This is a genomic window from Haliea sp. E17 (assembly GCF_048323675.1).
In the GTDB taxonomy this organism is placed as follows: domain Bacteria; phylum Pseudomonadota; class Gammaproteobacteria; order Pseudomonadales; family Halieaceae; genus Mangrovimicrobium.
In genome coordinates this window covers 188,351-213,516 of record NZ_JBLWFK010000005.1, presented here as the reverse complement: position 1 = coordinate 213,516, position 25,166 = coordinate 188,351, and the positions used below count along the sequence as shown (strand labels likewise).

25 protein-coding genes are annotated in these 25,166 nt (G+C 64.1%); 11 read left to right on the top strand and 14 right to left on the bottom strand.

Features of this window, described 5'->3' with window-relative positions; all coding sequences use genetic code 11:
* Nucleotide 1: 1 nt before the first annotated feature.
* On the bottom strand, nt 2–766 hold the full coding sequence (locus ACNKU3_RS14430) for an SURF1 family protein (RefSeq protein WP_418260205.1): 765 nt from the start codon (nt 764–766) through the stop codon (nt 2–4).
* Between the two features lie 257 nt (nt 767–1,023).
* Between ACNKU3_RS14430 and ACNKU3_RS14425 the strand changes: the two genes are divergently transcribed.
* A complete protein-coding gene (locus ACNKU3_RS14425; RefSeq protein ID WP_418260203.1) occupies nt 1,024–1,272 on the top strand; it encodes a DUF2909 domain-containing protein in 249 nt (82 codons plus the stop codon).
* A 194-nt stretch (nt 1,273–1,466) separates the two neighbouring features.
* Here the strand turns inward: ACNKU3_RS14425 and ACNKU3_RS14420 are convergent, their stop codons facing one another.
* From ACNKU3_RS14420 to coxB, 4 genes are read right to left on the bottom strand one after another with little or no spacing between them, the layout of a single operon-like run.
* Nucleotides 1,467–2,435, bottom strand: coding sequence for a cytochrome c oxidase subunit 3 (locus ACNKU3_RS14420; RefSeq protein WP_418260202.1), 969 nt, complete (start codon nt 2,433–2,435; stop codon nt 1,467–1,469).
* Nucleotides 2,436–2,479: 44 nt separating this feature from the next.
* Nucleotides 2,480–3,040, bottom strand: coding sequence for a cytochrome c oxidase assembly protein (locus tag ACNKU3_RS14415; protein ID WP_418260201.1), 561 nt, complete (start codon nt 3,038–3,040; stop codon nt 2,480–2,482).
* Nucleotides 3,041–3,055: 15 nt separating this feature from the next.
* Nucleotides 3,056–4,636, bottom strand: coding sequence for a cytochrome c oxidase subunit I (ctaD, locus tag ACNKU3_RS14410; RefSeq protein WP_418260200.1), 1,581 nt, complete (start codon nt 4,634–4,636; stop codon nt 3,056–3,058).
* Nucleotides 4,637–4,651: 15 nt separating this feature from the next.
* Nucleotides 4,652–5,692, bottom strand: a complete 1,041-nt coding sequence (coxB, locus tag ACNKU3_RS14405; RefSeq protein WP_418260546.1) for a cytochrome c oxidase subunit II — start codon at nt 5,690–5,692, stop codon at nt 4,652–4,654.
* A 426-nt stretch (nt 5,693–6,118) separates the two neighbouring features.
* Here coxB and ACNKU3_RS14400 point away from each other — a divergent pair, with 426 nt between their 5' ends.
* Nucleotides 6,119–7,447, top strand: a complete 1,329-nt coding sequence (locus ACNKU3_RS14400) for an MATE family efflux transporter (RefSeq protein WP_418260199.1) — start codon at nt 6,119–6,121, stop codon at nt 7,445–7,447.
* A 104-nt stretch (nt 7,448–7,551) separates the two neighbouring features.
* Nucleotides 7,552–8,217 (top strand): hypothetical protein, encoded by a 666-nt coding sequence (locus ACNKU3_RS14395; protein WP_418260198.1) that lies wholly within the window; start codon nt 7,552–7,554, stop codon nt 8,215–8,217.
* On the opposite strand, the gene ACNKU3_RS14390 is transcribed toward ACNKU3_RS14395, so the two are convergent.
* Entirely contained in the window at nt 8,214–8,468 is a 255-nt protein-coding gene (locus ACNKU3_RS14390) for a YheV family putative metal-binding protein (protein WP_418260197.1), read from the bottom strand. The two genes, ACNKU3_RS14395 and ACNKU3_RS14390, sit on opposite strands and share 4 nt — an antisense overlap.
* A gap of 78 nt (nt 8,469–8,546) precedes the next feature.
* Between ACNKU3_RS14390 and ACNKU3_RS14385 the strand changes: the two genes are divergently transcribed.
* On the top strand, nt 8,547–9,119 hold the full coding sequence (locus ACNKU3_RS14385; RefSeq protein ID WP_418260196.1) for a gamma carbonic anhydrase family protein: 573 nt from the start codon (nt 8,547–8,549) through the stop codon (nt 9,117–9,119).
* A gap of 15 nt (nt 9,120–9,134) precedes the next feature.
* Here ACNKU3_RS14385 and aroE read toward each other — a convergent pair whose 3' ends face one another.
* The 6 genes from aroE to ACNKU3_RS14355 all read right to left on the bottom strand — a co-directional run bounded on the left by aroE (nt 9,135) and on the right by ACNKU3_RS14355 (nt 14,148).
* On the bottom strand, nt 9,135–9,971 hold the full coding sequence (gene aroE / locus ACNKU3_RS14380; RefSeq protein ID WP_418260195.1) for a shikimate dehydrogenase: 837 nt from the start codon (nt 9,969–9,971) through the stop codon (nt 9,135–9,137).
* Nucleotides 9,968–10,882 carry an oxygen-dependent coproporphyrinogen oxidase gene (gene hemF / locus ACNKU3_RS14375; RefSeq protein WP_418260193.1) on the bottom strand — a complete coding sequence of 305 codons (915 nt, stop codon included), beginning with the start codon at nt 10,880–10,882 and terminating at the stop codon, nt 9,968–9,970. The genes aroE and hemF overlap by 4 nt, the downstream gene beginning before the upstream one ends.
* A gap of 76 nt (nt 10,883–10,958) precedes the next feature.
* On the bottom strand, nt 10,959–11,492 hold the full coding sequence (locus ACNKU3_RS14370) for an L-threonylcarbamoyladenylate synthase (RefSeq protein ID WP_418260544.1): 534 nt from the start codon (nt 11,490–11,492) through the stop codon (nt 10,959–10,961).
* A gap of 59 nt (nt 11,493–11,551) precedes the next feature.
* Complete coding sequence (purE, locus tag ACNKU3_RS14365; protein ID WP_418260192.1) at nt 11,552–12,055, bottom strand: 5-(carboxyamino)imidazole ribonucleotide mutase; 504 nt, start codon at nt 12,053–12,055, stop codon at nt 11,552–11,554.
* Between the two features lie 94 nt (nt 12,056–12,149).
* Nucleotides 12,150–13,046 (bottom strand): DNA-processing protein DprA, encoded by an 897-nt coding sequence (gene dprA / locus ACNKU3_RS14360; protein ID WP_418260191.1) that lies wholly within the window; start codon nt 13,044–13,046, stop codon nt 12,150–12,152.
* A gap of 76 nt (nt 13,047–13,122) precedes the next feature.
* A complete protein-coding gene (locus ACNKU3_RS14355) occupies nt 13,123–14,148 on the bottom strand; it encodes a LysM peptidoglycan-binding domain-containing protein (RefSeq protein ID WP_418260190.1) in 1,026 nt (341 codons plus the stop codon).
* Nucleotides 14,149–14,398: 250 nt separating this feature from the next.
* On the opposite strand from ACNKU3_RS14355, the gene def reads away from it, so the two are divergent.
* The 5 genes from def to ACNKU3_RS14330 all read left to right on the top strand — a co-directional run bounded on the left by def (nt 14,399) and on the right by ACNKU3_RS14330 (nt 20,182).
* Nucleotides 14,399–14,905 (top strand): peptide deformylase, encoded by a 507-nt coding sequence (gene def, locus ACNKU3_RS14350; protein ID WP_418260189.1) that lies wholly within the window; start codon nt 14,399–14,401, stop codon nt 14,903–14,905.
* Nucleotides 14,906–14,907: 2 nt separating this feature from the next.
* A complete protein-coding gene (gene fmt, locus ACNKU3_RS14345) occupies nt 14,908–15,873 on the top strand; it encodes a methionyl-tRNA formyltransferase (protein WP_418260188.1) in 966 nt (321 codons plus the stop codon).
* The gene (gene rsmB / locus ACNKU3_RS14340; RefSeq protein ID WP_418260187.1) at nt 15,873–17,165 is read left to right on the top strand and encodes a 16S rRNA (cytosine(967)-C(5))-methyltransferase RsmB; all 1,293 of its coding nucleotides are present in this window, start codon (nt 15,873–15,875) and stop codon (nt 17,163–17,165) included. Before fmt ends, rsmB begins: the two co-directional genes overlap by 1 nt.
* A 181-nt stretch (nt 17,166–17,346) precedes the next feature.
* Complete coding sequence (trkA, locus tag ACNKU3_RS14335; RefSeq protein ID WP_418260186.1) at nt 17,347–18,720, top strand: Trk system potassium transporter TrkA; 1,374 nt, start codon at nt 17,347–17,349, stop codon at nt 18,718–18,720.
* A 13-nt stretch (nt 18,721–18,733) separates the two neighbouring features.
* Nucleotides 18,734–20,182: a TrkH family potassium uptake protein gene (locus ACNKU3_RS14330; RefSeq protein WP_418260185.1), complete on the top strand. Its 1,449-nt coding sequence runs from the start codon at nt 18,734–18,736 to the stop codon at nt 20,180–20,182.
* A gap of 71 nt (nt 20,183–20,253) precedes the next feature.
* Here the strand turns inward: ACNKU3_RS14330 and djlA are convergent, their stop codons facing one another.
* Together djlA and ACNKU3_RS14320 are read right to left on the bottom strand one after the other, a co-directional pair.
* Entirely contained in the window at nt 20,254–21,057 is an 804-nt protein-coding gene (gene djlA, locus ACNKU3_RS14325; RefSeq protein WP_418260184.1) for a co-chaperone DjlA, read from the bottom strand.
* Between the two features lie 15 nt (nt 21,058–21,072).
* Nucleotides 21,073–21,966 (bottom strand): lysophospholipid acyltransferase family protein, encoded by an 894-nt coding sequence (locus tag ACNKU3_RS14320; RefSeq protein ID WP_418260183.1) that lies wholly within the window; start codon nt 21,964–21,966, stop codon nt 21,073–21,075.
* Between the two features lie 93 nt (nt 21,967–22,059).
* Here ACNKU3_RS14320 and glyQ point away from each other — a divergent pair, with 93 nt between their 5' ends.
* Both glyQ and glyS read left to right on the top strand, forming a co-directional pair.
* The gene (glyQ, locus tag ACNKU3_RS14315; RefSeq protein ID WP_418260182.1) at nt 22,060–23,013 is read left to right on the top strand and encodes a glycine--tRNA ligase subunit alpha; all 954 of its coding nucleotides are present in this window, start codon (nt 22,060–22,062) and stop codon (nt 23,011–23,013) included.
* A complete protein-coding gene (glyS, locus tag ACNKU3_RS14310; RefSeq protein WP_418260181.1) occupies nt 23,010–25,091 on the top strand; it encodes a glycine--tRNA ligase subunit beta in 2,082 nt (693 codons plus the stop codon). The genes glyQ and glyS overlap by 4 nt, the downstream gene beginning before the upstream one ends.
* The last annotated feature ends 75 nt before the right edge of the window (nt 25,092–25,166 follow it).

The following is a 25,166-nucleotide window of genomic DNA, read 5'->3' as shown; positions in this document are numbered from 1 at the left end:
ACTACTCGTCGTCGGCGCGCGTGGTTTGCGCACCTCTTATCAATTGCCAGAGGTTGGTACTGCGAAACAGGTAGAGCAGCAACAACACCACCGCCATGCTGAACCACTGGAAGGCGTAACCCCGGTGTTTGGCGGGGCTGATATTAATCACCTGCCAGTCCGCCTGCAACGCCGCGGGCTGGTCCGCATCGATCCGCACGGAGTAGGGGAAGGGCGCCGCGCCGAGGATTTTGGCGACCAGCTGCATGTCCACGGACTGCAGGGTTTTCGGCCAACCGGGACCCACCGCGTCCTCCGAGAGCACATAGGGCTTCCCGGGCGCCACGTAAACCTGCCCGGTAATCGCACTGCCGACAGCGGATTCAGGCAAGGCCGGAATCAACGTGGCTTCAAGGCGCGCCGGGTCCGCCGGCACCCAGCCGCGATTGACCAGCACGAGCGTACCATCCACCAGTTCGAACACAGTCAGCACCTCGTTGCCGTAGTGCCCCCCGTGCATCCGGTTGTCGAGCAGGAAATTCTGCTCCGGCCGAAAGTGGCCCTCCAGCCGCACCGGCAAAAAGGACAGGTAGCCCGGCTCCCGGCTTCCCAGTTCGGCGAGTGACACCGGCGCCTGGGCCTGCTTGCGGGCGAAATCCCCGGCCAGCAGCTGTTTCTCCGCGGCGCGCTGCAACTGCCAGAACCCCAGCGAAATAAGCAGGGGGAGCAGGCAGAGGGTGAACAGCGTGATGCGCCACTCGAAATCGAATTGGAGCCGACTACTCATATTCGCAACCGTGGGAATGAGTCTGGGCGAAGGGGCTGGGTGTGAGGCTTATTTTCCCCAGTGGAACCGTGAGGCGACAGGACGTCGCGGACCGAGCCTGCACATGGAAGTGCGCTTTTTGGCGTGTTCCACTGGGGAAAATAAGCCTCGCGACCAGACCCGCCTCAAGCCCTGCTTTCAACGCTCCCCCGAATCCGCACAATCCGGACCCATTGGCTAACAGTGGTTTATACTGCGTCTTCAGATCGGGAGCGGTTATGTTAAAAGTAGCGATAGTCATATTGATGCTGGCCCTGGTAGCCAGCCTGGGTAGTGGCTTCTATTACCTGATGGTGGACCAGGGCGACAAGAACAGCCGGCGCACCTTCCATTCCCTCGGCGTCCGCCTCACCCTCGCGGTAGCCCTGATGGGTCTGATAACCTTCGGTGTCGCCACCGGCCGCCTGGGTCATTCAAACCCCTGGGACAGCGGTCCTCGAGCCACGGCCACTGAAACCAGCGAATAGCCGGCCCCGGGCAAATATCTACGCAGCATTCTGGCTGCAAGTTTACTTTGATTGATCTTCGATACCCGGCGTTCAGGCAGGGCGCTCCGGGAATGTACGCCAGAAGTGGGCTGGCTGATCGAGCGGGGCATTAGCTGCCCCGTCGATGCTTCGCCGCTTCCGGCCGGGCCACCCGACCCGGGCAGCCCTTCCTGTCAGAGGATGTAGACGAACAGGAAGAGGAATACCCAGACCACGTCCACAAAGTGCCAGTACCAGCTGGAGGCCTCGAAGCCGAAATGGTCGTCGGCGGTGAAGTGGCCCTTGAAGCTGCGCAACAGCTGGATGAGCAGCATGGTCATCCCCATGAACACGTGGAAACCGTGGAAGCCCGTGAGCATGAAGAAGGTGGAACCGTAGATACCCGAGTTCAGGGTCAGGCCGAAGTGCTCATAGGCCTCGTAGTACTCGTAGAACTGCACGCAGAGGAACAGCATGCCCAGGCCCACGGTGATCGCCAGCCAGCTGTTGAACTTGGTGCGGTTGCCGTTGAGGATGCCCATGTGCGCCATGTGCACGGTAAAGCTGGAACTCAGCAGGATAATGGTGTTCCACAGGGGCAGCCACTGGTACCAGGCGTGGGCGTCGCCAAAAGCCATACTGGTATGCGCGGAAACGAAGGTACCGTTATTCGCGATCATCTGCGAGGCGGCGCCGCCGACGGCTTCCTGCGGGGTCTGCTTCATCGGCCAGTCGTACTGGAAGCCCTCCCAGAGCAGCCCGTTCATGCGGCCCGCTTCACCCTCGCCGGCCAGCCAGGGTCCGACCAGGTTGCGCACGTAGAACAGCGCGCCGAAGAAGGCAAAGAAGAACATCACCTCGGAAAAGATGAACCAGAACATACCCAGGACATAGGATTTCTTCAGCTGGGCGCTGTTGAGGCCGGCCATGTTTTCCCGGATTGCCTGGCGGAACCAGACAAACAGGGTGGCCATGAAGAAAAACAGGCCAAACAGCAGAATCGACCAGGAACCGCCGGTGATGCCATCGCCAAAGGTCCGGTCGTTGATGACCTGCGAGGCGCCAAAAATGCTGAGTATCAGGCCGATGGTGGCCATCACCGCCATCTTGCTCTGTTCCGGCACGTAGTACTTTTCGTACTCGGTGGATGTTGGACTTGTCATCTTTATATCTCCGTTATTGGGCCGCAGGTTCCCCAACCTGCACGTCAGCGTGCGGCGACGCCGTCATCCGCCATATCTGTTACATCAAACAGGGTATAGGACAGGGTAATGGTCCTGATATCCGCCGGCAGCGCCTGATCGACGATGAACTGCAGCGGCAGCTCCGCGGAGGTCTTGGCCTCCAGCGGTTGCTGGTGGAAACAGAAGCATTCTGTCTTGTGAAAATATTCGGCCGCCCGGCTGGGCGAAATACTCGGTATCGCCTGGCCCACCATCGCCTCGGGGAGGGGGTTGAAGGCAAAGAATACCGTTTCATTGCTGGCGCCGGGATGGACTTTCATCGCAGTGACGCTGGGCTCGAACTCCCACAACATTCCATCGTTGTTGCGGGCGATGAACTGCACGGTCACGGTGCGGCTGTCGTCAATGCCGGCCTGCACCGAGGTGTAGGCCTCGCCAGACGGCTTGCCGTTGATGCCCAGGGCATCACACAACACGTTATAGAGGGGCACCATGACCACGAAGACAAACGCGAACATGCACACCGCCACCGCCACCAGCTTGATGACGGTGTTGATGGCGGGGTTGGCGCTGATCCGGATCACGGTACCGATTCTCCCTTACGAGTGCGCGTGCGCCGGGTCGATCTTCGGCGGTGTCTCGAAGGTGTGGTAGGGCGCCGGGGTGGGTACGGTCCACTCCAGGCCTTCGGCGCCTTCCCAGACTTTCTCATCGGAAACCGGCTTGCCCGCCACGATGGTCGCGATCACGTTGTACAGGAACAGGATCTGCGAGGCACCGTAGATGAACGCGCCAATGCTGGACATCATATTGAAGTCTGCGAACTGCAGCGCGTAGTCGGGAATCCGCCGCGGCATGCCGGCCAAGCCGACGAAGTGCTGCGGGAAGAAGGTGAGGTTGAAGCCGACGAAGGAGATCCAGAAGTGGGTCTTGCCCATGGTCTCGTTGTACATCTTGCCGCACCACTTGGGCAGCCAGAAGTAGATCGCCGCGGTCATGGAGAATACCGCACCGGCCACCATCACGTAGTGGAAGTGGGCGACCACGAAGTAGGTGTCGTGGTACTGGAAGTCCGCCGGCGCGATGGACAGCATCAGGCCGGTGAAACCACCCAGGGTGAACAGCACCAGGAAACCGAGGGAGAACAGCATCGGCGTCTCGAAGGTCAGCGAGCCGCGCCACATGGTGGAGATCCAGTTGAACACCTTCACCCCCGTGGGTACCGCGATCAGCATGGTCGCGTACATGAAGAACAGCTCACCGGCGAAGGGCATGCCCACGGTGTACATGTGGTGGGCCCACACGACGAAGGACAGGATCGCGATGGACGCGGTGGCGTAGACCATGGAGTCGTAGCCGAACAGCGGCTTGCGCGAGAACGCCGGGATGATCTGCGAGACCACGCCGAAGGCCGGCAGGATGATGATGTACACCTCGGGGTGTCCGAAGAACCAGAAGACGTGCTGGAACAGGACCGGGTCACCACCGCCCGCGGCGGAGAAGAAGCTGGTGCCGAAGTGCACGTCCATAAGCATCATGGTCACCGCCCCCGCCAGAACCGGCATCACCGCCACCAGCAGGAAGGCGGTGATCAGCCAGGTCCAGACGAACATCGGCAGCTTCATATAGGTCATCCCCGGGGCGCGCATGTTCATCACGGTGGCGATGATATTGATCGACCCCATGATGGACGACAGGCCCAGAATGTGGATACAGAAGATGAAGATGGTGACTGACGGCCCGGCGTAGGTGGTTGACAGCGGAGCGTAGAAGGTCCAGCCGGCCTGCGGTGCGCCGCCTTCCATGAACAGTGTGGAAGCCAGCAGCAGGAAAGCCGGCGGCAGGATCCAGAAGGACCAGTTGTTCATCCGCGGCAGGGCCATGTCCGGCGCGCCGATCATCATCGGGATCAGCCAGTTGGCGAGGCCGACGAAGGAGGGCATGATCGCCCCGAACACCATCACCAGCCCGTGCAGGGTGGTCATCTGGTTGAAGAACTCGGGTTCTACCAGTTGCATGCCGGGCTGGAACAGCTCGGCACGGATGATCATGGCGAACGAGCCGCCAAGGATAAACATCGCAAACGAGAACCACAGGTACATGGTGCCGATGTCTTTGTGGTTGGTGGTAAAGAGCCACCGTGAAATGCCCTTCGCAGGGCCGTGATGATGATCACCCATCGTTAAGTCCTCCGATCAGCCTTTCTTGTGGTTGAAGACATCAATGGGCTGAACCATGTCGCCCATGTTGTTGCCGAATGCATTGCGCTGGAAGGTCACTACCGCCGCCATGTCGACATCGTTGAGCTGGCCGCCAAAGGCCTGCATCGCCGTGCCTGGGACACCGTGGATGGCGACATCCAGGTGATGCGCCAGGTCGCCGGTGGCCACGGGGCTGCCGGCGATGGCCTTGCCCACGCCGCCTTCACCATTGGCACCGTGACAGGCCAGGCAGTTGCGGTCGTAGACCGCCTTGCCGCGCGCCATCAGCTCGTCCATCGTGAAGGACTGGGCCATCAGTTTCTTGATCTCGGCGGCCTCGGCCTGCTTGCTGGCCATCCAGTCCTTGAATTCGCTCTCGCTGACCACGTCGACCACGATCGGCATGAAGCCGTGGTCCTTGCCGCACAGTTCAGCACACTGGCCACGGTAGACGCCTTCCTCGCTGGTGCGGGTCCAGGTCTCGTTGATGAAGCCGGGGATCGCGTCCTTTTTCACGGCCAGTTCCGGCACCCACCAGGAGTGGATAACGTCGTTGGCGGTCACCAGGAAACGCACTTTCTTGCCGGCGGGCAGCACCAGGGGCTCGTCCACTTCCAGCAGGTAGTGCTCGCCCTTGGGTGCGGTGTTGCGAATCTCGCTCTGCGGGGTGCGCAGGTTGCTGAAGAAGGCGACGTTCTCGCCGTCCTCATTCAGGTATTCGTATTTCCACTTCCACTGGTAGCCGGTGACGAGGACGTCGAGTTCGGCGTCTTCGTTGTCGTAGATCTGCAGGAGTGTGGAAGTTGCAGGCCAGGCCATGCCGACCAGGATGAAGAACGGGATGATGGTCCAGATGATCTCGACCCTGGTGTTCTCGTGGAAGGTCGCCGGTACGGCCCCTTTTGATTTCCGGTGCGCATAAAGGGAGTAGAACATCACCCCGAACACACCGATGCCGATCACCGTACAGATGCCCAGGATGATCATGTGCAGGTTGTAAATCTCGAGGCCGACTTCCGTCGCCCCCGGAGCCATGTTCACCTGGTTCGCTTCGCCACCATACCCCAGGGCGACGCACCCCCACAGTAGTAGCACAGGACCAAGCGCGAGCTTCAGGAGCCGCTTCGCTTCAAAACACATTGCCCGTGTTCTCCATTGTCTTGAGTTTTAGAATTTTATACCCCGACAGCTGGTTCACCTGGCTATTATTGATCGCCTTTGGCGAATGCCCGCATCAACAATCCGGCGGTACGAGAGCCTCTCGCGACCGGTTAGGTGACAGGGTATGAATTACCAGCTGACTGTGTTTTGCGATTGGTGCGACAATCAGTCGCACCCGCAAAACATCGGAAGTATAACCACACTCCAAGCCATTTCCCAAGCATTAAGCGCCAGTCCGGCGACCGCAAAACGCCGCGGGGTAGCGCCGGGGCGGGGATTTCAGGACCGCAAAAGCACGATATGGAACCCGCAGCTCACATCGACCGCAAAATATGGGGCATCGCCTGGCCGGCCATTCTCTCCAACCTTTCCATCCCCCTGCTGGGCCTGGTGGACTCGGCGATCCTCGGCCACCTCGGCAACAGCCGCTACCTCGCCGCGGTCGCGGTCGGTGCTGCCCTGCTGAGTTTCCTGTACTGGGGATTCAGCTTCCTGCGCATGGGCACCACCGGGCTGGTCGCCCGTGCGGAGGGCGCGGGAGACCGGGACGGCTCGGTACTGGTCCTGCTGCGCTCGGCGGTCCTGGCGCTGCTGCTGGCCACCCTGGTGCTGGCGCTGCACCCCCTGCTGATCGGCGCCGGCCTCGCCCTGATGTCGCCGGCGGTGGAGCTCCACGGCCTGGCAGAGTCCTACGCCCGCATCCGGATTTACAGCGCACCCGCGGTCCTGCTGACCTACACGGTGGTCGGCTGGTTCATCGGCCGCCAGGACACCCGGTCGCCCATGCTCATCGTCATCCTCACCAACCTCGCCAACATCGCCCTCGATTTCCTGCTGGTTGTCGGGCTGGACATGCGCAGCGATGGGGCGGCGCTGGCCACGGTAATCGCCGAGTATCTCGGCTGCGCGGTAGCACTGGCCTGCGTCCATTATCAGCTGCGGGGCTTCCACCCCCGCCGCCTGGTCGGGCGACTGCGCGATATAAGTGCCTACACTCACCTGTTGCGCAGCAATCGCCACCTGTTTGTACGCACCGTCTGCCTGTTGTTCGGCTTCGCGTTTTTCACCGCCCAGGGGGAAAACCTCGGCAGCGAAATCGTCGCCGCCAACACCCTGATGATGCACCTGCTGTTGATGGCGGCCTACGGCCTCGACGGCTTTGCCTACGCGGCGGAGGGCATGTCCGGTCACCAGCTCGGGGGCCGCGACCTCGCCGGCTTTTATGCCGTGGTCCGGCGCTGCGCGCTGTGGTCAGCGGGCTGCGCCGCGTGCCTGAGCGCCGGGTTGCTGGTATTGCAGCCGCTGTTTGTTACCGTGCTCACGGACCTGGACGCGCTGCGCACGCTCATGCGCACCTATTACCCCTGGCTGATTGCCATGCCCCTGCTGGCCGCACCGGCCTACCTGCTGGACGGGGTCTTCATCGGTGCCAGTGAAACCCGGCAGATGATGCTGACCATGTTGTTCAGCCTGTGCTGCGTCTACCTGCCGCTGTGGTACCTCACCCTGCCAATGGGCAACCACGGCCTGTGGCTCTCGTTCACCGCTTTCAACATCGCCAGGGGCATAACGCTCTACCGCCGCTACCGCAGGATGTCCCGGCTGGGTCTCTGGCTGCCTGCAGCCTGACTAGAAATTAGTCAGATTTGTACTAGCCTCAAAGCTGAAGCTGACTGGTCTGGTGCCTCGGGTGGTGCAAGCCGGCCGTCGTGTCCCGGCCAGCAGCTGGATTAATGTCCCCGTCCCGCTACCGGCTACTACCCATGGCCCAACCCGGAATCAGGGAATCCATCAGGGCGGCAATCAGCCACGAAGCTCGCACCGGCAAGTTTCGTCGCCACTTGAAGCAACGCCTGAGTGCGGTGCGGGAGAAGTTGATCCTGCCCGACGAAGAGCCAATTGACGCGCTGATGGGTTTCGTCGTCGACTACGTAGAGAGCGTGCCAGGCAGCCTCGCTCTCGTCACTGCCGTGAGCAAACAATACTCGTTCTACGACTATGCCGAACCCTTCCTGCGGATGGCCGAGGATTATTTCCTCGATCCACCCGACGAACTGCCCGTCGATGGCGGCCTGGAAGCGTTGCTGGACGAAGCCTTCCTCGCCCACCGCGTGCTCGAGGAGGTCAATGACCACCACATCCGGCACCTGCATCGGCCGCTGGTCCCGGTGGACATGACCGAGGCCAACCTCATCGTGCACTACCTGCTGGGCGACAGCTTTGCCACCGCCCTGGAACAGCGGGTCCAGCAAACCGCCGCCGGTCTGCTGGACCGCGAATACATCTGGGACCGGGTGAAAATGATCCCGGGGCGGTCGCCCTCCGACATCGTTCCCATCTCCAGCCACAGCTTCAGGAATGGCCGGCCGGCCGTGCGCCTGCGCCTGAGTGGCGGTTAGCCGCCCCGGGGCTTTGCGGGATCCACCAGGGTGACGACTTCCGCGGGGGTTTCACTGCGCCGGGCGGCTGCCCGGGTGACCCGGGTGGCGATTTCCCGGGCGGGCGCGTCCGTGGGTCGCTCTTCGCTGAAGTCGCAGGCAACGCATTCACGGCGTTCGGTGTCCATATCGACGACGATCCTGTCCATGGCGCCACAGCGGGGGCAAACGGCCCCGGCAATGAAACGTCGGCGTTGGGTGGGCGTGGTCATGGAATGCTGCTCCGGGGTATTAACGGGGTGATACAGGCGCTATTGTAACAGCTTGCAGAATCCGGTTTGAGTCCCGCCATGAAACACTACACCGCCACCAGTGTACGCACCTTCCAGGGGATGACCCCGCAACTGGGCCAGCGAGTGCTGGTCGACCCCAGCGCTGTGGTGCTCGGCGACGTCACCCTCGGCGACGACGTATCGGTCTGGCCCCAGGTCGCCATTCGCGGCGACATGCACTGGATCAGGGTCGGCGCCCGCAGCAGTATCCAGGATGGCAGTGTGCTGCATATCACCCATGCCGGCCCCTACAACCCGGAGGGTTACCCGCTGGATATCGGCTGCGATGTCACCATCGGCCACGCCGCCGTCCTGCACGGTTGCCGGGTGGGTGACCGGGTGCTGGTGGGCATGGGCGCCACCGTCATGGACGGCGCGGTGGTGGAATGCGACGTGGTGATTGCCGCCGGCGCACTGGTGACTCCCGGCAAGACCCTGTGCAGCGGTTTTCTCTATGCCGGCAGCCCGGCACGGGAGGTGCGGCCGCTCAGTGAGCGGGAACTGGCCTACTTCACTTACAGTGCCGGCAATTACGTCAGGTTGAAGGACCAGCATATCGCGGAACTGGAGAACGCCGCCGGCGGAAAATAGGCCGGACGGCAATGCCTAGGCGGCTTCCATAGCCTCGCGGATCTCGTGGATTACCGGCTGGGTCGCGGGGCGCACGCCGCGCCAGAGGTAGAACGACTGTGCCGCCTGTTCCACCAGCATGCCCAGGCCATCGGACACCGCCCATGCCGCGTGCATGGCGGCCCAGCGCATGAACGGCGTAGGCTGGGAGCCGTAGATCATGTCATAGCAGCAGCTGCGCTCGGTCAATACGGCGCTGGGCAGCTCCGGCATCTCGCCCGCGAGGCCAGCGCTGCTGGCATTGATCAGCAGATCGAACTGGCGCCCTTCGAGGCACTCCATGCCACCGCCCTCCAGGGTGCCGAGATCAGCAAACTCCTGGGCCAGCTGAGCCGCGCGTTCAGCGGTGCGATTGACGATCAGTACCGAGCGCGGGCGCTCCCGCAACAGCGGCTCCAGCACGCCGCGCACTGCGCCGCCGGCGCCGATGATCAGCACCCGCTGGCCCTGGATCACCCAGCCGAGGTTGGCGACCATGTCGCGCACCAGGCCGATGCCATCGGTATTGTCACCCTCGATCAGGCCGTCTTCGGCCAGCGTCAGGGTGTTCACCGCACCCGCTCGCTGGGCCCGCTGGCTGCACCGGTCCGCCAGCCGGAAGGCCTCTTCCTTGAAGGGCAGGGTAACGTTGAGGCCGGCGCCGCCGTTGCCGAAAAACTGCCGGGCGGCGCGCTCGAAATCGCCTTCATCGACCCGCACCGCCCGATACTGCATGGACTGGTTGGACTGGGCCGCGAAGGCGGTGTGAATTACCGGGGACTTGCTGTGCTTGATGGGGTTGCCGAATACCGCGTACTTGTCGCGCTCATTCATGCGCCAGCCTCCGCCAGCCAGTCCCGGTCCTGCAGGTAGTAGGCGGTCAGTTCCGCTTCCGCGCTGCCGGCCTCCGGGTGATAGTCGTACTCCCAGCGCACCAGCGGCGGCAGCGACATGAGGATCGCCTCGGTGCGGCCGTCGGATTGCAGGCCGAACAGGGTACCGCGGTCGTACACCAGGTTGAATTCGACATAGCGTCCCCGGCGGTAGAGCTGGAACTGGCGTTCGCGCTCGCCCCATGGCGTGTCCTTGCGGCGAGCGACGATCGGCCGGTAGGCCTCGATGTAGGAATCACCGACCGACCGCATGAAAGCGAAACTGGTGTCGAAGTCCCACTCGTTGAGGTCGTCGAAGAACAGGCCGCCCACGCCGCGCGGTTCGCCGCGGTGGCGCAGGTGGAAATACTCGTCACACCAACCCTTGAAGCGCGGGTAGACGTCCGCCCCGAAGGGGGCACAGGCGCGCTCCGCGGTGCGGTGCCACTCGATACAGTCAGCGCGATTCCCGTAGTAGGGGGTCAGGTCATAGCCCCCGCCGAACCACCATACCGGTTCGGCGTCCTCGCGCTCGGCCACGAACAGGCGCACATTGGCGTGTGAGGTCGGCACATAGGGATTGCGCGGGTGGATAACCAGCGACACCCCCATGGCCTGGAAACTGCGCCCGGCGAGTTCCGGCCGCGAGGCGCTGGCCGATGGCGGGAGGTTGGCGCCGCTGACGTGGGAAAAGTTGACCCCCGCCTTCTCGAACACCGCACCTTCGCTGAGGACGCGACTGCGTCCGCCACCGCCTTCGGTTCGTTGCCATTCGTCGGTAATGAAATCGCGCTCGCCATCTTCCTCGGCCAGCGCCGAGCAGATGTTGTCCTGGAGGGAAAGCAGGTAATTTTTGACCTGTTCTATCTGCATGTGTGACTTCCTCGGTACCACCGCGGGTGCATTATACGCACACCGGCAGGGCACCGACAGGCGCGAGTGCAATTGTTCAGGCGCGGAAGGTTTTGCCGCTGGCGAGGTCGCGGATCTGGCTCGGCCGTCCGGAGCGGCCCACCGCGCCCGGGAGGATATAGTCCAGCGAATCGCCGAAGTAACGGCGCACCTGGAAGCGCTGGCGGGGCGGTTGTGCGCCGGCGGGATTGGCAGAGGTGGAGACCAGGGGACCACCCCACGCCCGGCACAGCGCCTGCACCCCGGGATGGCCGCTGACCCGCACGGCGACGGTATCAAAACGCCCGTGCACCCACGGCGGCACCCGCCCGTGGTGGGGCACCAGCCAGGTGTTGGGACCTGGCCAGCTGGCGGAGAGGGTCTGGCGCTGCTCCCCGGGCAGGCCTTCCAGCAGGAAGGCGAGCTGGCTTTCACTGGCCGCGACCAGGATCAGCCCCTTTTCCACCGGACGCTGCTTCAATTCGAGCACGCGGCCTACCGCGCGCTCAGATTGCGGATCGCAGGAGAGGCCCCACACGGCCTCGGTGGGGCAGGCGACGACGCCTTCGCGTTGCAGTGCCTGCACCGCCATCGCCAGGCGCAGCGGGGGAATGCCGGACCCCAGGCCCGGCGCAGTGCTGCCCGGCCCGATCAAGCCTTGAGCGAGGCCTGCAGGGCCGCGTCTTTTTCCGCGATGGCCGCGGCGTTGGCGGCGCGCTCGTCGCGCAGCTTCTGGCCGAGCTCTGCATCGGAAGTCGCCAGGATCTGCACGGCGAGGTAGGCGGCGTTCTTGGCGCCGGCCTTGCCGATGGCGACCGAGGCAACGGGGATGCCGGCGGGCATCTGCACGGTGGACAGCAGCGCGTCGAGGCCGTCCAGTGAGGAATTCATCGGCACGCCGATCACCGGCTTGACGGTAGTGGCGGAGACCGCACCGGCCAGGTGCGCTGCCATGCCAGCAGCCGCGATGAACACCGCGCAGCCGCGGGATTCCGCGTCCTTGATATACGACTTGGTGACTTCAGGGGTGCGGTGCGCCGAGGTAATGCGGGCCTCAAAGGCAATGCCGAAATCGCGCAGAACCGCGAAACAGGCTTCCATCACCGGCAGGTCGGAATCCGACCCCATGACAATCGCGACAAAAGGTTTGCTCATCGAAATGCTCCACAGGCTGTCTAAGGGCGAGGCTGCCCGGAAAAAAGCGCGAAATTTAACCAGAGCGGCAAGCGCTTGGCAAGCCAATAAAGCCTCAGTCCGCGCGATAATAACCTACCGACCCGCGCCTGATCCGGCCGGCAAGTTCCAGGGCCGACAAACGGGCCAGCACAGCAGATACGGGCAGTCCCGCGATCTGGATCAACTGGTCCACCGGGACCTCGGCATCCCCGATCAGCGCAAGCAGTCCGGGTTCCTCATCTGCTACCTCCGGCGCCGCGCCTGACTGGCGGGGCGCGGCCTGCCGCAGCGCGGCGTAAAGGCTGCCGATCTCCTCGAGCACATCGTCGATTCCCTGGACCATTTTAGCCCCATCGCGCAGCAGGTGCAGGCAGCCCGCACCGCCCCCATGGGCGTTCGACCAGGGCAGGGCAAAGACCTCGCGGCCCTGTTCCAGCGCCAGTCGCGCGGTGATCAGCGAGCCGCTGCGCAGCGCCGCCTCGACCACCACCACGCCAAGTGATAATCCGCTGATGATGCGGTTGCGGCAGGGGAAGTGGTGGGGAAGTGGCCGTGTTCCGGGCGGGTATTCCGTGACCAGGCATCCGGCAGCGGTGATGCGCTCCCCCAGTTGGCGGTTGCCCGGCGGGTAGATCGCGTCGATGCCGGTGCCCATCACCGCCACGGTACTGCCGCCGGCGTCGAGTGCCGCGCTGTGGGCGGCCGCGTCGATACCCGTGGCCAGGCCACTGCACACCGTGAGCCCGACCCTGACGGCGGCCGCCGCGAGGGATGTCGCCGCCTGCAGGCCCGCGACAGAGGCATTGCGGGCCCCCACCAGGGCCAGCATCGGCCGCTGCAAATGGCCGGGATCGCCGCGAACATACAACTGTTGCGGCGGATCGGGGATGCTGCGCAGCAACGCGGGGAAGGTGCAATCAGACGGGCGCAGCAGCGCATCGGCACTGCCGGAGGGGTGAACAGCATCCATACATCGTCCTTGATGTCAGGTGGTGGTCGCTACAGCCTGGCGGGGGGCGGCATCCTGCTGCCCCCGGGAGATAGTGCTAGGGATTCTTGACTTTGTCCAACACCTTAAGCGGTCGATTGGACTTCAACACCAGCGCATAGCTGGCCTTTTCATAGGTCTGGAACACCATGGCGAGTCCTGCGCGAACGTCCGGCAGGCGCACATTTTCTTCAGCAACCTGGTCGAAGACCAGTTCACCGGTCTGGTAGACGGCGAGCACATCGCCCACCTCCATGCCGTCGCGCTCGCCCTTGTTGATCACCACGATATCCATCGCGCCGATCTGGGTAACCCCGCCGTCAACCGCGATCATGTAGCCGTTTTCGACCGGCACGTTGGGCGCCTTGGGGTAGAAGGTGGAATCCAGTACCCGCTCGGGCAGCGGCAACAGGCGGTCGGCAATCCTGACCTCTTCGGTGACCCGGTTGATCTCCAGTTCCTTGATCGCTTCCTCGCTGCTCGAGAGCAGCTTGGCATTGCCGATGTCCTTGGCCTGGTAGCCCAGCAGCTCGTCGGTCAGCGGGTCGCGGTAGGTATCGCCGGTGCGGTAGATGCCGTAAGCGCGCTCGCCTTCGGGGAAGGGGCCGCGGCCGAAGATGTGGTCGCCCGGTGCGCTGATCAGGTGCTCCTGGGCACCGGCTACCACGTAGGCGGAATTGTTCAGCTCATCGGCGTGAATGATGCGGTGGTAGAGCAGGAACGCCTCGATCTGGTCCAGCGGGATCGCAGGTATGGCCAGGTCCAGTGCGGATACCCGCATGCTGGGCTCCAGCTTGAGGTCGCCGCGCCGCAAGCGCAGGCGGGGCTGGCCGTCGACCCAGATAATGTAGAGTTCATCGCCGGGGAAGATCAGGTGGGGATTGTCGATCTGCGGGTTGACGTCCCACAGCTCCGGCCAGCGCCAGGGCTCGTCGAGGTACATGCCGGAGATACCCCAGAGGGTGTCACCCTTCTTGACGATATAGGTTTCCGGCACATCGTCCTTTAATTCCACCGCCTGCAGGCAGGCGCTGAAGAACAGCGACGCCAGCAGCAGTCCCAGTGAGAGTGACCTTACTTTCATTGTTTTCGTCCCTGCATGGCCTTGTTATGCTGCGCCCGACCTGTGGTCGCGACGGCTCCCCAGAGCAGCCACCTGCGGTGTCCGCACGGCGACTGGCCGGCAATGTCACCCAGATAGACTCTCAAACACTGGGCGCCCCTTATTCCCGGACAGTATAATAGTAGCAAGTGTGCTGCCGCGTTGTGTCGCTGGCAAGCCTAAAGTTACTATTTCTACAGCCTGTTACGGCTGGCAGTGAGCAAGACACCCCATGGCCACTCTCGAGATACTTGAATTTCCCGATCCCCGGCTGCGCACCGTCGCCAGTCCCGTCGGCAGCGTCACCGACGCCACCCGCAGCCTGATCGACGATATGCTTGAAACCATGTATGCCGCCCCGGGCATCGGTCTCGCCGCCACCCAGGTCGATGTGCACGAGCGCCTGCTGGTCATGGACCTGTCCGACGACCAGAGCGCGCCGATGGTATTTATCAATCCCGAGATTGAAGTCCTCGACCCCGAACTGGGCGAATACGACGAAGGCTGCCTGTCGGTACCCGGTTTCTACGAGACCGTGAACCGGCCGCGGCGCATCCGCGTCAGCGCGCAGGACCGCAACGGCGAGCACTTTACCGATGAACTCGAGGGCCTCGCCGCGATCTGCCTGCAGCACGAGATCGACCACCTGGACGGCAAGTTGTTCGTCGACTACCTCTCGCCGCTGAAGCGTACCCGTATCCGCAAAAAGCTGGAAAAGACCCAGCGCCGCCGCGCCTGAGCATGGCCGCCATGAGAGTTGTTTTTGCCGGCACGCCGGCCTTCGCTGCCCAGTATTTAAAGGCCATTATTGATAGTGAGCACCAACTCATTGGCGTGTATACCCAACCCGACCGGCCCGCGGGTCGCGGCAAGAAACTGCAGGCCAGCCCGGTCAAGCAGGTGGCCCTGGAGGCCGGGCTGCCGGTGTACCAGCCGCAGAGCCTGCGCGACGCCGGGGCACAGGCGCAATTCGCCTCGCTGCAGGCGGATGTCCTCGTGGTGGTGGCCTACGGCCTGATCCTGCCCCAGCCGGTGCTCGATGCGCCGCGCTATGGCTGCATCAATGTCCACGCCTCACTGTTGCCCCGCTGGCGCGGCGCGGCGCCGATCCAGCGGGCTATCGAGGCGGGTGACGCGTCCTCGGGCGTCACCATCATGCAGATGGACGCCGGTCTCGACACCGGTGCCATGCTGGCCCGCAGGGACATTCCGCTCAGCGCGCAGACCACTGCCGCGAGCCTCGAGGCGGAGTTGGCCGACGTCGGCCCGCCCCTGTTGCTGGAGGTCCTCGGCGACTTGCCGGGCCACCAGGCCCGGGCCGAGGTACAGGACGAAACTGCCACCTGCTACGCGGCCAAAATCAGCAAGGAGGAGGCCCAGCTCGACTGGACGCAATCCGCTGAACAACTTGGCAGGCAGGTTCGCGCCTTCAACCCGGCGCCGGTCTGCTTCAGTCACCTCGACGGCCAGCGCATCAAGGTCTGGGAGGGCAGGGTGGCTGGCAATGCACCGCTGCCGGAACCCCCGGGCAGCATATTGCAGGTCTCCCGGGAGGGCATCCTGGTGAATACCGGTAGCGGCCAGCTGCTGTTGACCCGCCTGCAACTGCCGGGCGGCAAACCGCTGGATGCCGCCCAGATCCTCAACGGCAGCGGCGACCTGCTGCGCCGCGGGGCGCAATTCACCCGCGCGGCCGACCCTGCCTGATGGCGACCAACCCCCGCGCCACCGCCGCACAGGTCCTCGGCCAGGTTCTCGCTGGCCGCTCCCTGAACCAGGCCCTGCCCCCGGCGCTGGCGCGGGTCGCCCTGGCGGACCGCCCGCTGTTGCAGCAGCTTTGCTACGGCAGCCTGCGCAGTGCACCGACACTGCTGGGCCTGCTCGACCAGCTCCTCGACAAGCCATTGCGCGAGCGCGACCGCGACGTCCAGGGCCTGCTGCTGTGCGGCCTCTACCAACTTGAAGACACCCGGATTCCCGATCACGCCGCCGTGGCGGAAACCGTCGCCGCGGCGGCCCGGCTGAAAAAGCCCTGGGCCAAGGGCCTGACCAACGCCCTGTTGCGCCGTTTTTTGCGCGAGCGGGAAACGCTTTTCGCCCGGCTGTCCCCGGCGCAACAGGCGGCCCAGCCGGAGTGGCTGTACCGCGAACTGCAAAAGCAATGGCCCGGACAACTGCAGCAAATCATCGACGCCAGCAACCAGCGTCCGCCAATGACCCTGCGCAGCAACCAGCTGCGCGGTGACCGCGACAGCTACCTGCAGCAGCTCGCCGCCGCCGGCATCGGCTGCCGCGCCGGCAGTTTTTCGCCCCAGGCAATCTACCTGGACCAGCCGGTGGATGTCATGGACTTACCCGGTTTCGCCAGCGGCGCGGTCAGTGTGCAGGATGAGGCCGCCCAGCTGGCCGCCCCGGTCGTGGCACCCCGGGCGGGCGAACGCATACTCGATGCCTGCGCGGCGCCCGGGGGGAAAAGCTGCCACCTGCTGGAGATCCAGCCCGCCATCGCCAGCCTCGTAGCGATGGATGTGGACGCCAGCCGCCTGCAGCGGGTCGAGGAAAACCTGCAGCGGCTCCAGCTGCGGGCCACCTGCGTCGCCGGCGATGCCAGTGCGCCAGCCGCCGTGGCGGAGTTTGCCCCCTTCGACTGCATACTGGTGGACGCCCCCTGCAGCGCCACCGGCGTGATCCGCCGCCACCCGGATATCAAGGTACTGCGCCGCCGCGAGGACATCGCCGCACTGGGCCAGCTCCAGCGCGCGATTCTCGAGGGCTTGTGGCCTTTGTTGCGCGGCGGCGGCCGGCTGGTCTACGCGACCTGTTCGATCCTGCCGGCGGAAAACGACGATGTCGTCGCCGCATTCGCAGCGGCAACGAGCGATGCCGCCCTGGAGCCCATCGCGGCGCAATGGGGGATTGCCACCACCACCGGCCGGCAGCTACTGCCGGAAACCGGGGGTCCTGATGGCCTGTTTTATGCGGTATTAAGAAAAGCCTGAGCCGGGCATTGTGCACAATTTCCCCTGCGGTGGCTTACATTCTCCGGGGCTTTTCTTTATCGTTCCCGGAGCTCAGCGCCTGTTAATGCCAAATAGACACCCGGTAGCCGGTGAACCTCCCGCGGGCCGGTACAGAAACTTTGTCAGCACGGCATACAGGCCCTAACAGGGTCGGCGAGTTATGAAAATTATCATTCTGGGTGCGGGGCAGGTCGGCGGCACCCTGGCAGAACACCTCGCAAACGAGCAGAACGACATCACTGTGGTGGACACCAACAGCGGCAAGCTGCGCGCGCTGCAGGACCGCCTCGATATCGGCGTGGTACTCGGCGCGGCATCCCATCCCGCCACACTGTACAAGGCCGGCGCCGAAGACGCCGATATGCTCATCGCGGTCACCAATTCCGACGAGATCAACATGATGGCCTGCCAGGTAGCGCATACGCTCTACAACACGCCGACCAAGATCTCCCGGGTGCGCTCCCCCAATTACCTGGCCCACCAGGCGGAACTGTTCACCCGCGAGCACATACCTGTAGACGTCATCATCGGTCCGGAACAACTGGTCACCCGCAGTATCGAGCAGCTCATCGAGAACCCCGGTGCACTGCAGGTACTGGATTTCGCCAACGGCCGCATCCAGCTGGTGGCGGTAAAGGCCTACCACGATGGGCCGATCGTCGGCCACGAACTGCGCGAGATCCGCAACCACATGCCCCACGCGGACACCCGGGTCGCCGCGATTTTCCGCCAGAACCGGCCGATCATTCCCGAGGGCGACACGGTCATCGAGGCCGGCGACGAGGTGTTCTTCATTGCCGCACGGGAACACATCCGCTCGGTGATGAGCGAACTGCGCAAGGTGGACAAGCCCTACAAGCGGGTGATGATTTCCGGCGGCGGCAATATCGGCGCCACCCTGGCCCAGAGCATTGAGAACAAGTACCGGGTCAAGGTCATCGAGAAGTCCTACGACCGCTGCAAGATACTCTCCGAACGCCTGCGCCATACCATCGTGCTCAACGGCAGCGCCTCGGAACCGCAGTTACTGGCGCAGGAAAACATCGAAAACTGCGACGTGTTCTGCGCCCTGACCAACAACGACGAATCCAACATCATGATGTCGATGCTGGCCAAGCGCATGGGCGCCAAAAAGGTCATTACCCTGATCGCCAATCCCGCCTATTCCGAGCTGGTCGGGGATGAGATCGACATTGCCATCTCGCCCCAGCAGATTACCATCGGCAGCCTGCTGACCCACGTGCGCCGCGGCGACATCAGCAATGTACATTCCCTGCGGCGGGGCGCCGCCGAGGCAATCGAGGTCACCGCCCACGGCGACCCCTACTCGTCGCGGGTGGTCGGCCGCCGCCTCGACGAGATCAACCTGCCCGATGGGGTGACCATCGGCGCCATCGTGCGCGGCGACCAGGTGCTGATCGCCCACGGCGACGTGGTCATCGAAACCGACGACCACGTGATCCTCTTCCTCGTCGACAAGAACACCATTCGCGCCGTGGAAAAACTCTTCGCGGTCGGTTTCGGCTTTTTCTAGGAGCTGACGACACATGCATTTTGCCGTCACCCTGCGCGTACTCGGCATACTGCTGATGGTGTTCTCCATGACCATGGTGCCGCCGCTGTTCATGGCGCTGCTGGCCGATGATCACTCCGCCGTCGGTTTCCTGTCTGCCCTCGGCATCACTTTTTTTTCCGGCCTGCTGATGTGGGCGCCGCTGCGCAAGGTGGAGCAGGAACTGCGTATCCGCGACGGCTTCCTGATCACCTCGCTCTTCTGGACGGTGCTGGGGATCTTCGGCGCACTGCCCTTCGCCCTCGCCGAGGGGATCGAACTGGCGCCCACCGAGGCGATCTTCGAGTCCATTTCCGGCCTGACTTCCAGCGGCGGCACGGTGATTACCGGACTCGACCAGCTGGCGCCCTCAATCCTGTTCTACCGGCAGCTGCTGCAGTGGATGGGCGGGATCGGCATCATCGTCGTCGCGGTAGCGGTGCTGCCGATGCTCGGCGTCGGTGGGATGCAGCTGTACAAGGCGGAAACGCCGGGGCCCTCCAAGGACAACAAACTCACGCCGCGGATCGCCGGTACCGCCAAGGCGATGTTCCTGGTCTACGTGATCCTGACCATCGCCTGCGCCACCACCTACTATGTGCTGGGCATGTCCGCCTTCGATGCCATCGGTCACGCCTTCTCCACCATCGCCCTGGGCGGTTTCTCCACCCACGACGCCAGCCTGGGCTTCTTCGACAGCGACGCCATCCTGATTGCCTCCAGTATCTTCATGCTGGTATCGGGCATGAACTTCGGCCTGCACTTCCTGGCCTTCCGCCGCCGCACACTGTCGGTCTACCGCCAGGACTCGGAGACCCGCTTCTACCTGGCGGCTGTCAGCGTGTGCATCCTCACCACCATCGCGCTGCTGATCTATTCCAACACCCACGGCCACAAGGAGAGCATTATTCACGGGGTATTCCAGGTGATTTCCATTATCACCACCACCGGCTACTCCACCGAGAACCTCGCCGTGTGGCCGATCGCCATTCCCATCATGGCTATATTCTTCTCCTGCATGGGCGGCTGCGTGGGCTCCACCGCCGGCGGCATCAAGGTGATGCGCCTGATGCTGATCGCCAAGCAGGGCGTGCGCGAACTGAAGCAGCTGGTGCACCCGCAGGCGGTGATCCCGCTGAAGGTGGGGCGGCGCCGGGTCGAGGCGAGTATCGTCAGCGCGGTGTGGAGCTTTTTCGCCATCTACACCACGATCTATATCGTACTGCTGCTCCTGCTGATGATGACCGGCCTGGATTTCGTCACTGCGTTCTCCGCGGTGGCGGCCTGCCTCAACAACCTGGGCATGGGGATCGGCGGCGTGGCAAGCGGGTTTGGCGCCCTGAGCGAGCCGACAACGGCGATTCTCTGTTTTGCCATGCTGCTCGGCCGGCTGGAGATTTTCACCCTGCTGGTGCTGTTTACCCCGGCGTTCTGGCGCACCTGACACCAGAACCGGTCAGCGCAATTGGCGCTCTATCCGCTGCTGGTGCAACCCGCCCGGGGAGTGCCGTTCGCCTAGTGGCGGAAACCCCGCCCCTCGCAGACCACTTCGTAGGCCGACTGGATTTCCTGTGAGCGCTCGGTCGCCAGCTTGATCATGTCCTCGGGCACACCTTTGGCGATCAGCTTGTCCGGGTGGTTCTCACTCATCAACTTGCGGTAAGCGCGCTTCAGGGTCTTCTGGTCGACATTGGCGTCTACCCCGAGCGCCGTGCAGGCCTCGGCGAAGCGGTCCTTCGCCGCCTCGGGGCCTGCCGACCGCGATCCGCCGTGAAACCTTGACTGCGCCTGGGCCATCCGCAACAGTTGTTCCAGCTGCGCCTCACCGTACCCCATCAGCCCCGCGATACGGGTGAGTGCCTGGTGTTCCGCTCGGTCGATCTGGTGGTCGGCCAGCACCAGCCCGACCAGGAACAGCAGCATCGCCTGCTGCAGTTGCGGCTGCCGTCCACAGGTCTCGAGAAAGCCCGACACCGCCGCCTGTGGATAGAACTCCGCCGCCGCACCGCGTTTGAACAGGGCGATCGCCTCGCTGCGCTGGGCGCCGGACAGGCCCATGTTGCTAATGACCTGCTCGGTGTGCGCAACTTCCTGTTCGGAAATCCGCCCGTCGGACTTGGCCAGGTACCCGAGCAACAAAAAGGTGGTTTCAAAGAAGGAACGCTGGATGCGGGCGAGGTTCTCCGGCGAGGCGAAACGGAAATTGCTCGCCAGCGCGCGATCGAACATGTGCCCCACGAACAGCCCCAGCACCAATCCAATGGGACCGAGGGTAAGCAGGCCGATCAGCCCACCGATCATTTTGCCGAAAACCAACATAGGAAAGGCTACCTGTCAGAGATCATGATACGCGCCCGGTCCTTCTTTCGGGCGCACCTTGAAGCGTTTGTATTCCCACTGGTACTGATCTTCCGCGGCGCGCACGCAGGTTTCGACGCCGCGGTTCAGCGCGCTCAGCGACTGCAGGATGTCGTCCGCATAAATTGCGTCGTCCGCTGGGAAATAGACGATGCGAAAACCCCGCGAACTGCGCAGGGCCATGGCAAACAGGGCGACCGCGCCGCTGCGCCGGATCATCTGCGAGGCCAGGGTAGGGGTAAAACAACGCACCCCCATGAATGCCACGTTTTCCCCTGCGTTGACATGGCGCGGCACCTGGTCCGGCAGGATTCCGGCGATGTGGCCCCGCTTGATACAGCGCAGCAGGGTCGCCAGCCCGCGGCTGTCGGTCGGTACCAGGGTGGCGCCACTGCGTTCACGGGCGGCGCGGACAATACCGTCCAGCCCGGCGAGATGGGGCGGTTCATAGAGGGACACCGCCGGACCCAGAGTGGCGAGATGCAGGCCGAGCACTTCCCAGTTGCCGATGTGCGGCCCGAGCACCACCACACCGCGGCCCGCGGCGAGGGCCTGCGTCACCAGTTCCGCCCCTTCGACGGACTCGATCAGGCCGTCCACATAATTCCAGGACCGCAGCCACACGTGCCCCATTTCCAGAGCCAGCTCAGCGGTAGACTGCAGGCTGCGCCGGGCCAGCTCGCGCCGCTGGTCCGGGGTTTTTTCGGGAAAGGCGAGGTCGATGTTGCGCTGGGTGACGCGGCGACCGCCGCTGTTCAGCCACCAGGCAACACGCCCCGCCGCGCGTCCCAGGGCGCGCACCCAGCGCAGCGGGAGCAGGGCACTGAGGCGCAGGATGAGCTTAACCAGGCCAGCCTTGATGCCGTTCATGGGCGGGGGTCACTTTCGGGCAAAGCGCGTATTATGCCGACAAAAGAGCCTGTATAATACCGGGCTTTTTGCAGCCACCGCAGGGGCAGTCCCTTGGCAGAGATACAGAGTAAACCTTCGACATTTCAGGAACTTATCCTGAGGCTACAGCAATTCTGGGCGGAGCGCGGCTGCGTCGTGCTGCAGCCGCTGGACATGGAAGTGGGCGCCGGTACCTTCCACCCCGCGACCTTCCTGCGCGCCGTGGGTCCGGAGAGCTGGAACGCCGCCTACGTGCAGCCCAGCCGCCGGCCCACCGACGGTCGCTACGGCGAGAACCCCAACCGCCTGCAGCACTACTACCAGTTCCAGGTGGTCATGAAGCCCTCGCCGCTGGAGTTCCAGCAGCTCTACCTGGATTCACTGGCTGCGCTGGGCATCGACACCGACGTCCACGACGTGCGCTTTGTCGAGGACAACTGGGAATCGCCCACCCTCGGCGCCTGGGGCCTGGGCTGGGAAGTCTGGCTCAACGGCATGGAAGTGACCCAGTTCACCTATTTCCAGCAGGCCGGCGGCCTCGAGTGCTATCCCGTCACCGGCGAGATCACCTACGGTATCGAGCGCATCGCCATGTACCTGCAGGGTGTGGACAGCATCTACGACCTGGTCTGGGCCGAGGGTCCCGCGGGCAAGGTCACCTACGGCGACGTGTTCCACCAGAACGAGGTGGAAATGTCGCGCTACAACTTCGAGGAAGCTGACGTCGACTACCTGTTCGGCTTTTTCGACCAGTGCGAGAAAGAGGCCCTGCGGCTGGTGGAAGCCGGCCTGCCCCTGCCTGCCTACGAGATGGTCATGAAAGCATCCCACAGTTTCAACCTGCTGGACGCCCGGCACGCGATTTCCGTGACCGAGCGCCAGCGCTTCATCCTGCGGGTGCGCACCCTGGCCCGCGCCGTGGCCCAGGCCTACTTTGACGCCCGCGCCGCGCTGGGTTTCCCGCTCGCTGAGGAACGCCTGCGCTGCGAGGTCCTCGAACGGCTGGCACAGGAGAGCGCGGCATGAGTACGGATACGCTGCTGGTTGAACTCGGCACCGAGGAATTACCGCCAAAGGCCCTGAAGTCCCTCGGCCTCGCGTTCCGCGACGGTATCGTCGACGGCCTGTCCCAGCGCGAGCTGGGCCACGGCGAGGTGCTGTGGTTTGCGACGCCGCGGCGCCTCGCCGTGCTGGTGGCCGGGGTACAACTACAGGGCGCCGACAAGCAGGTGGAATTGCTCGGCCCGCCCGCCGACCGCGCCCGCGATGCCGATGGCAACTGGGCGCCCGCCGCTGCCGGCTTCGCGAAAAAGCAGGGCATCGACCCGGACGCACTGGAAATCATCGACACCCCCAAGGGCCCGCGACTCGGCCTGCGCCGCACCGAGGCCGGCGCCGCGACCGCCGATGCCCTGAACGACATCATCCACGAGGCAATCGCTGCACTGCCGATACCCAAGCGCATGCGCTGGGGTGCCAACCGGACAGAATTCGTACGCCCGGTACACTGGGTGGTGGCGATGCTGGGAGAGAATTGCGATCACGGCCGCGTCCTGGACCTGCCCACGGGCAACCGCACTCGCGGTCACCGCTTCCACGGCGCCTACGACATCGAACTGGCGCGCCCCGAGGAGTATCCGGCAAAGCTGGCCGCGGCGAAGGTTATCGCCAGCTTCGAAGAGCGCCAGCGCTCGATCCGCGACCAGGTGGAAGTCGAAGCCAGCGCCCTGCAGGCCACCGCGGTGATCGATGCGGACCTGCTGGACGAGGTGACCGGCCTGGTAGAGTGGCCTGTCGCCCTCACCGGCTCTTTCGAGGAGCGCTTCCTCGAAGTACCGCAGGAAGCCTTGATTTCCTCGATGAAGGAACACCAGAAGTACTTCCACGTCGTCGATGGGGCAGGGCGCCTGATGCCCAATTTCATCACCGTGTCGAATATCGAAAGCAAGGACCCGATCCAGGTGATCGCCGGCAACGAGCGGGTGATCCGCCCGCGCCTGTCCGACGCCGCGTTCTTCTACGAGACCGACCGCAAGACGCCGCTCGCGGCCCGCGTGGAAAAGCTCGAATCCATCGTCTTCCAGCAACAGCTCGGCACACTGGCGGACAAGACCCGCCGGGTGCAGGCCCTGGCCGAGGCCCTCGCTCCGGCGATCGGTGCCGACCCCGTGCTCGCGGCGCGCGCCGCCCTGCTCGCCAAGACCGACCTGGTGACCGAGATGGTGCTGGAGTTCCCGGACATGCAGGGTATTGCCGGCTCCTATTACGCGAGCAACGACGGCGAAGCCGCCGAGGTCGCCGCGGCGCTGGCGCAGCAGTACTGGCCGCGCTTTGCCGGTGACCGACTGCCGGAGGCCGCGGTTGCGGCAACCCTGGGTATCGCCGACCGCCTCGACACCATCGTCGGTATTTTCGGCATCGGCCAGCCGCCGAGCGGCTCCCGCGACCCCTTCGCCCTGCGTCGCGCCTCCCTGGCCGTGCTGCGTATCATGGTGGAAAGGGCGCTGGACCTGGACCTGCGCGACTGCCTCGACCTGGCGGTGGACCAGTATCCCGCCGGGGTCATCGCCGATGGCACAGCGGCGCAGGTGCTGGACTACATGCTGGAGCGCTTCCGCGCCTGGTACGAGGACGAGGCGATTCCCGCCGAGGTGTTCCGCGCCGTATCCGCCCGCAATATCAGCAAGCCACTGGATATCCAGCGCCGGGTTTACGCCGTTCACGCCTTCAGCCAGCTGCCGGAAGCCGGCGCCCTCGCCGCGGCCAACAAGCGGGTTTCCAACATTCTCGGCAAACTCGAGGCGGGGTTCAGCTTCGCCGCCGTCGACCGGGCATTGCTACAGGAACCCGCCGAGCAGGACCTGGCCGATTCTCTCGACCGGCTGGCGCAGGTCGCCGGCGAACACCTGGCCAGTGAAAACTATCGCGACGCCCTGGCAACCTTTGCCGAGTTGCGCGAACCGGTAGACCGCTTCTTCGACGACGTCATGGTCAACGCCGAGGACCCGCAACTGCGGCACAACCGGCTCAACCTGCTCAAGCAATTGCGCGATGAGTTCCTGCAGGTAGCGGATATCTCCCAGTTGGTCGTCGGCAAGGACTGAAACCGGCCCGAAAACGCTACAGGTAGTGACGCCAAAGCGGGGAAAAGCCCGCTTTTGGCGCCTGTTTGCATTACA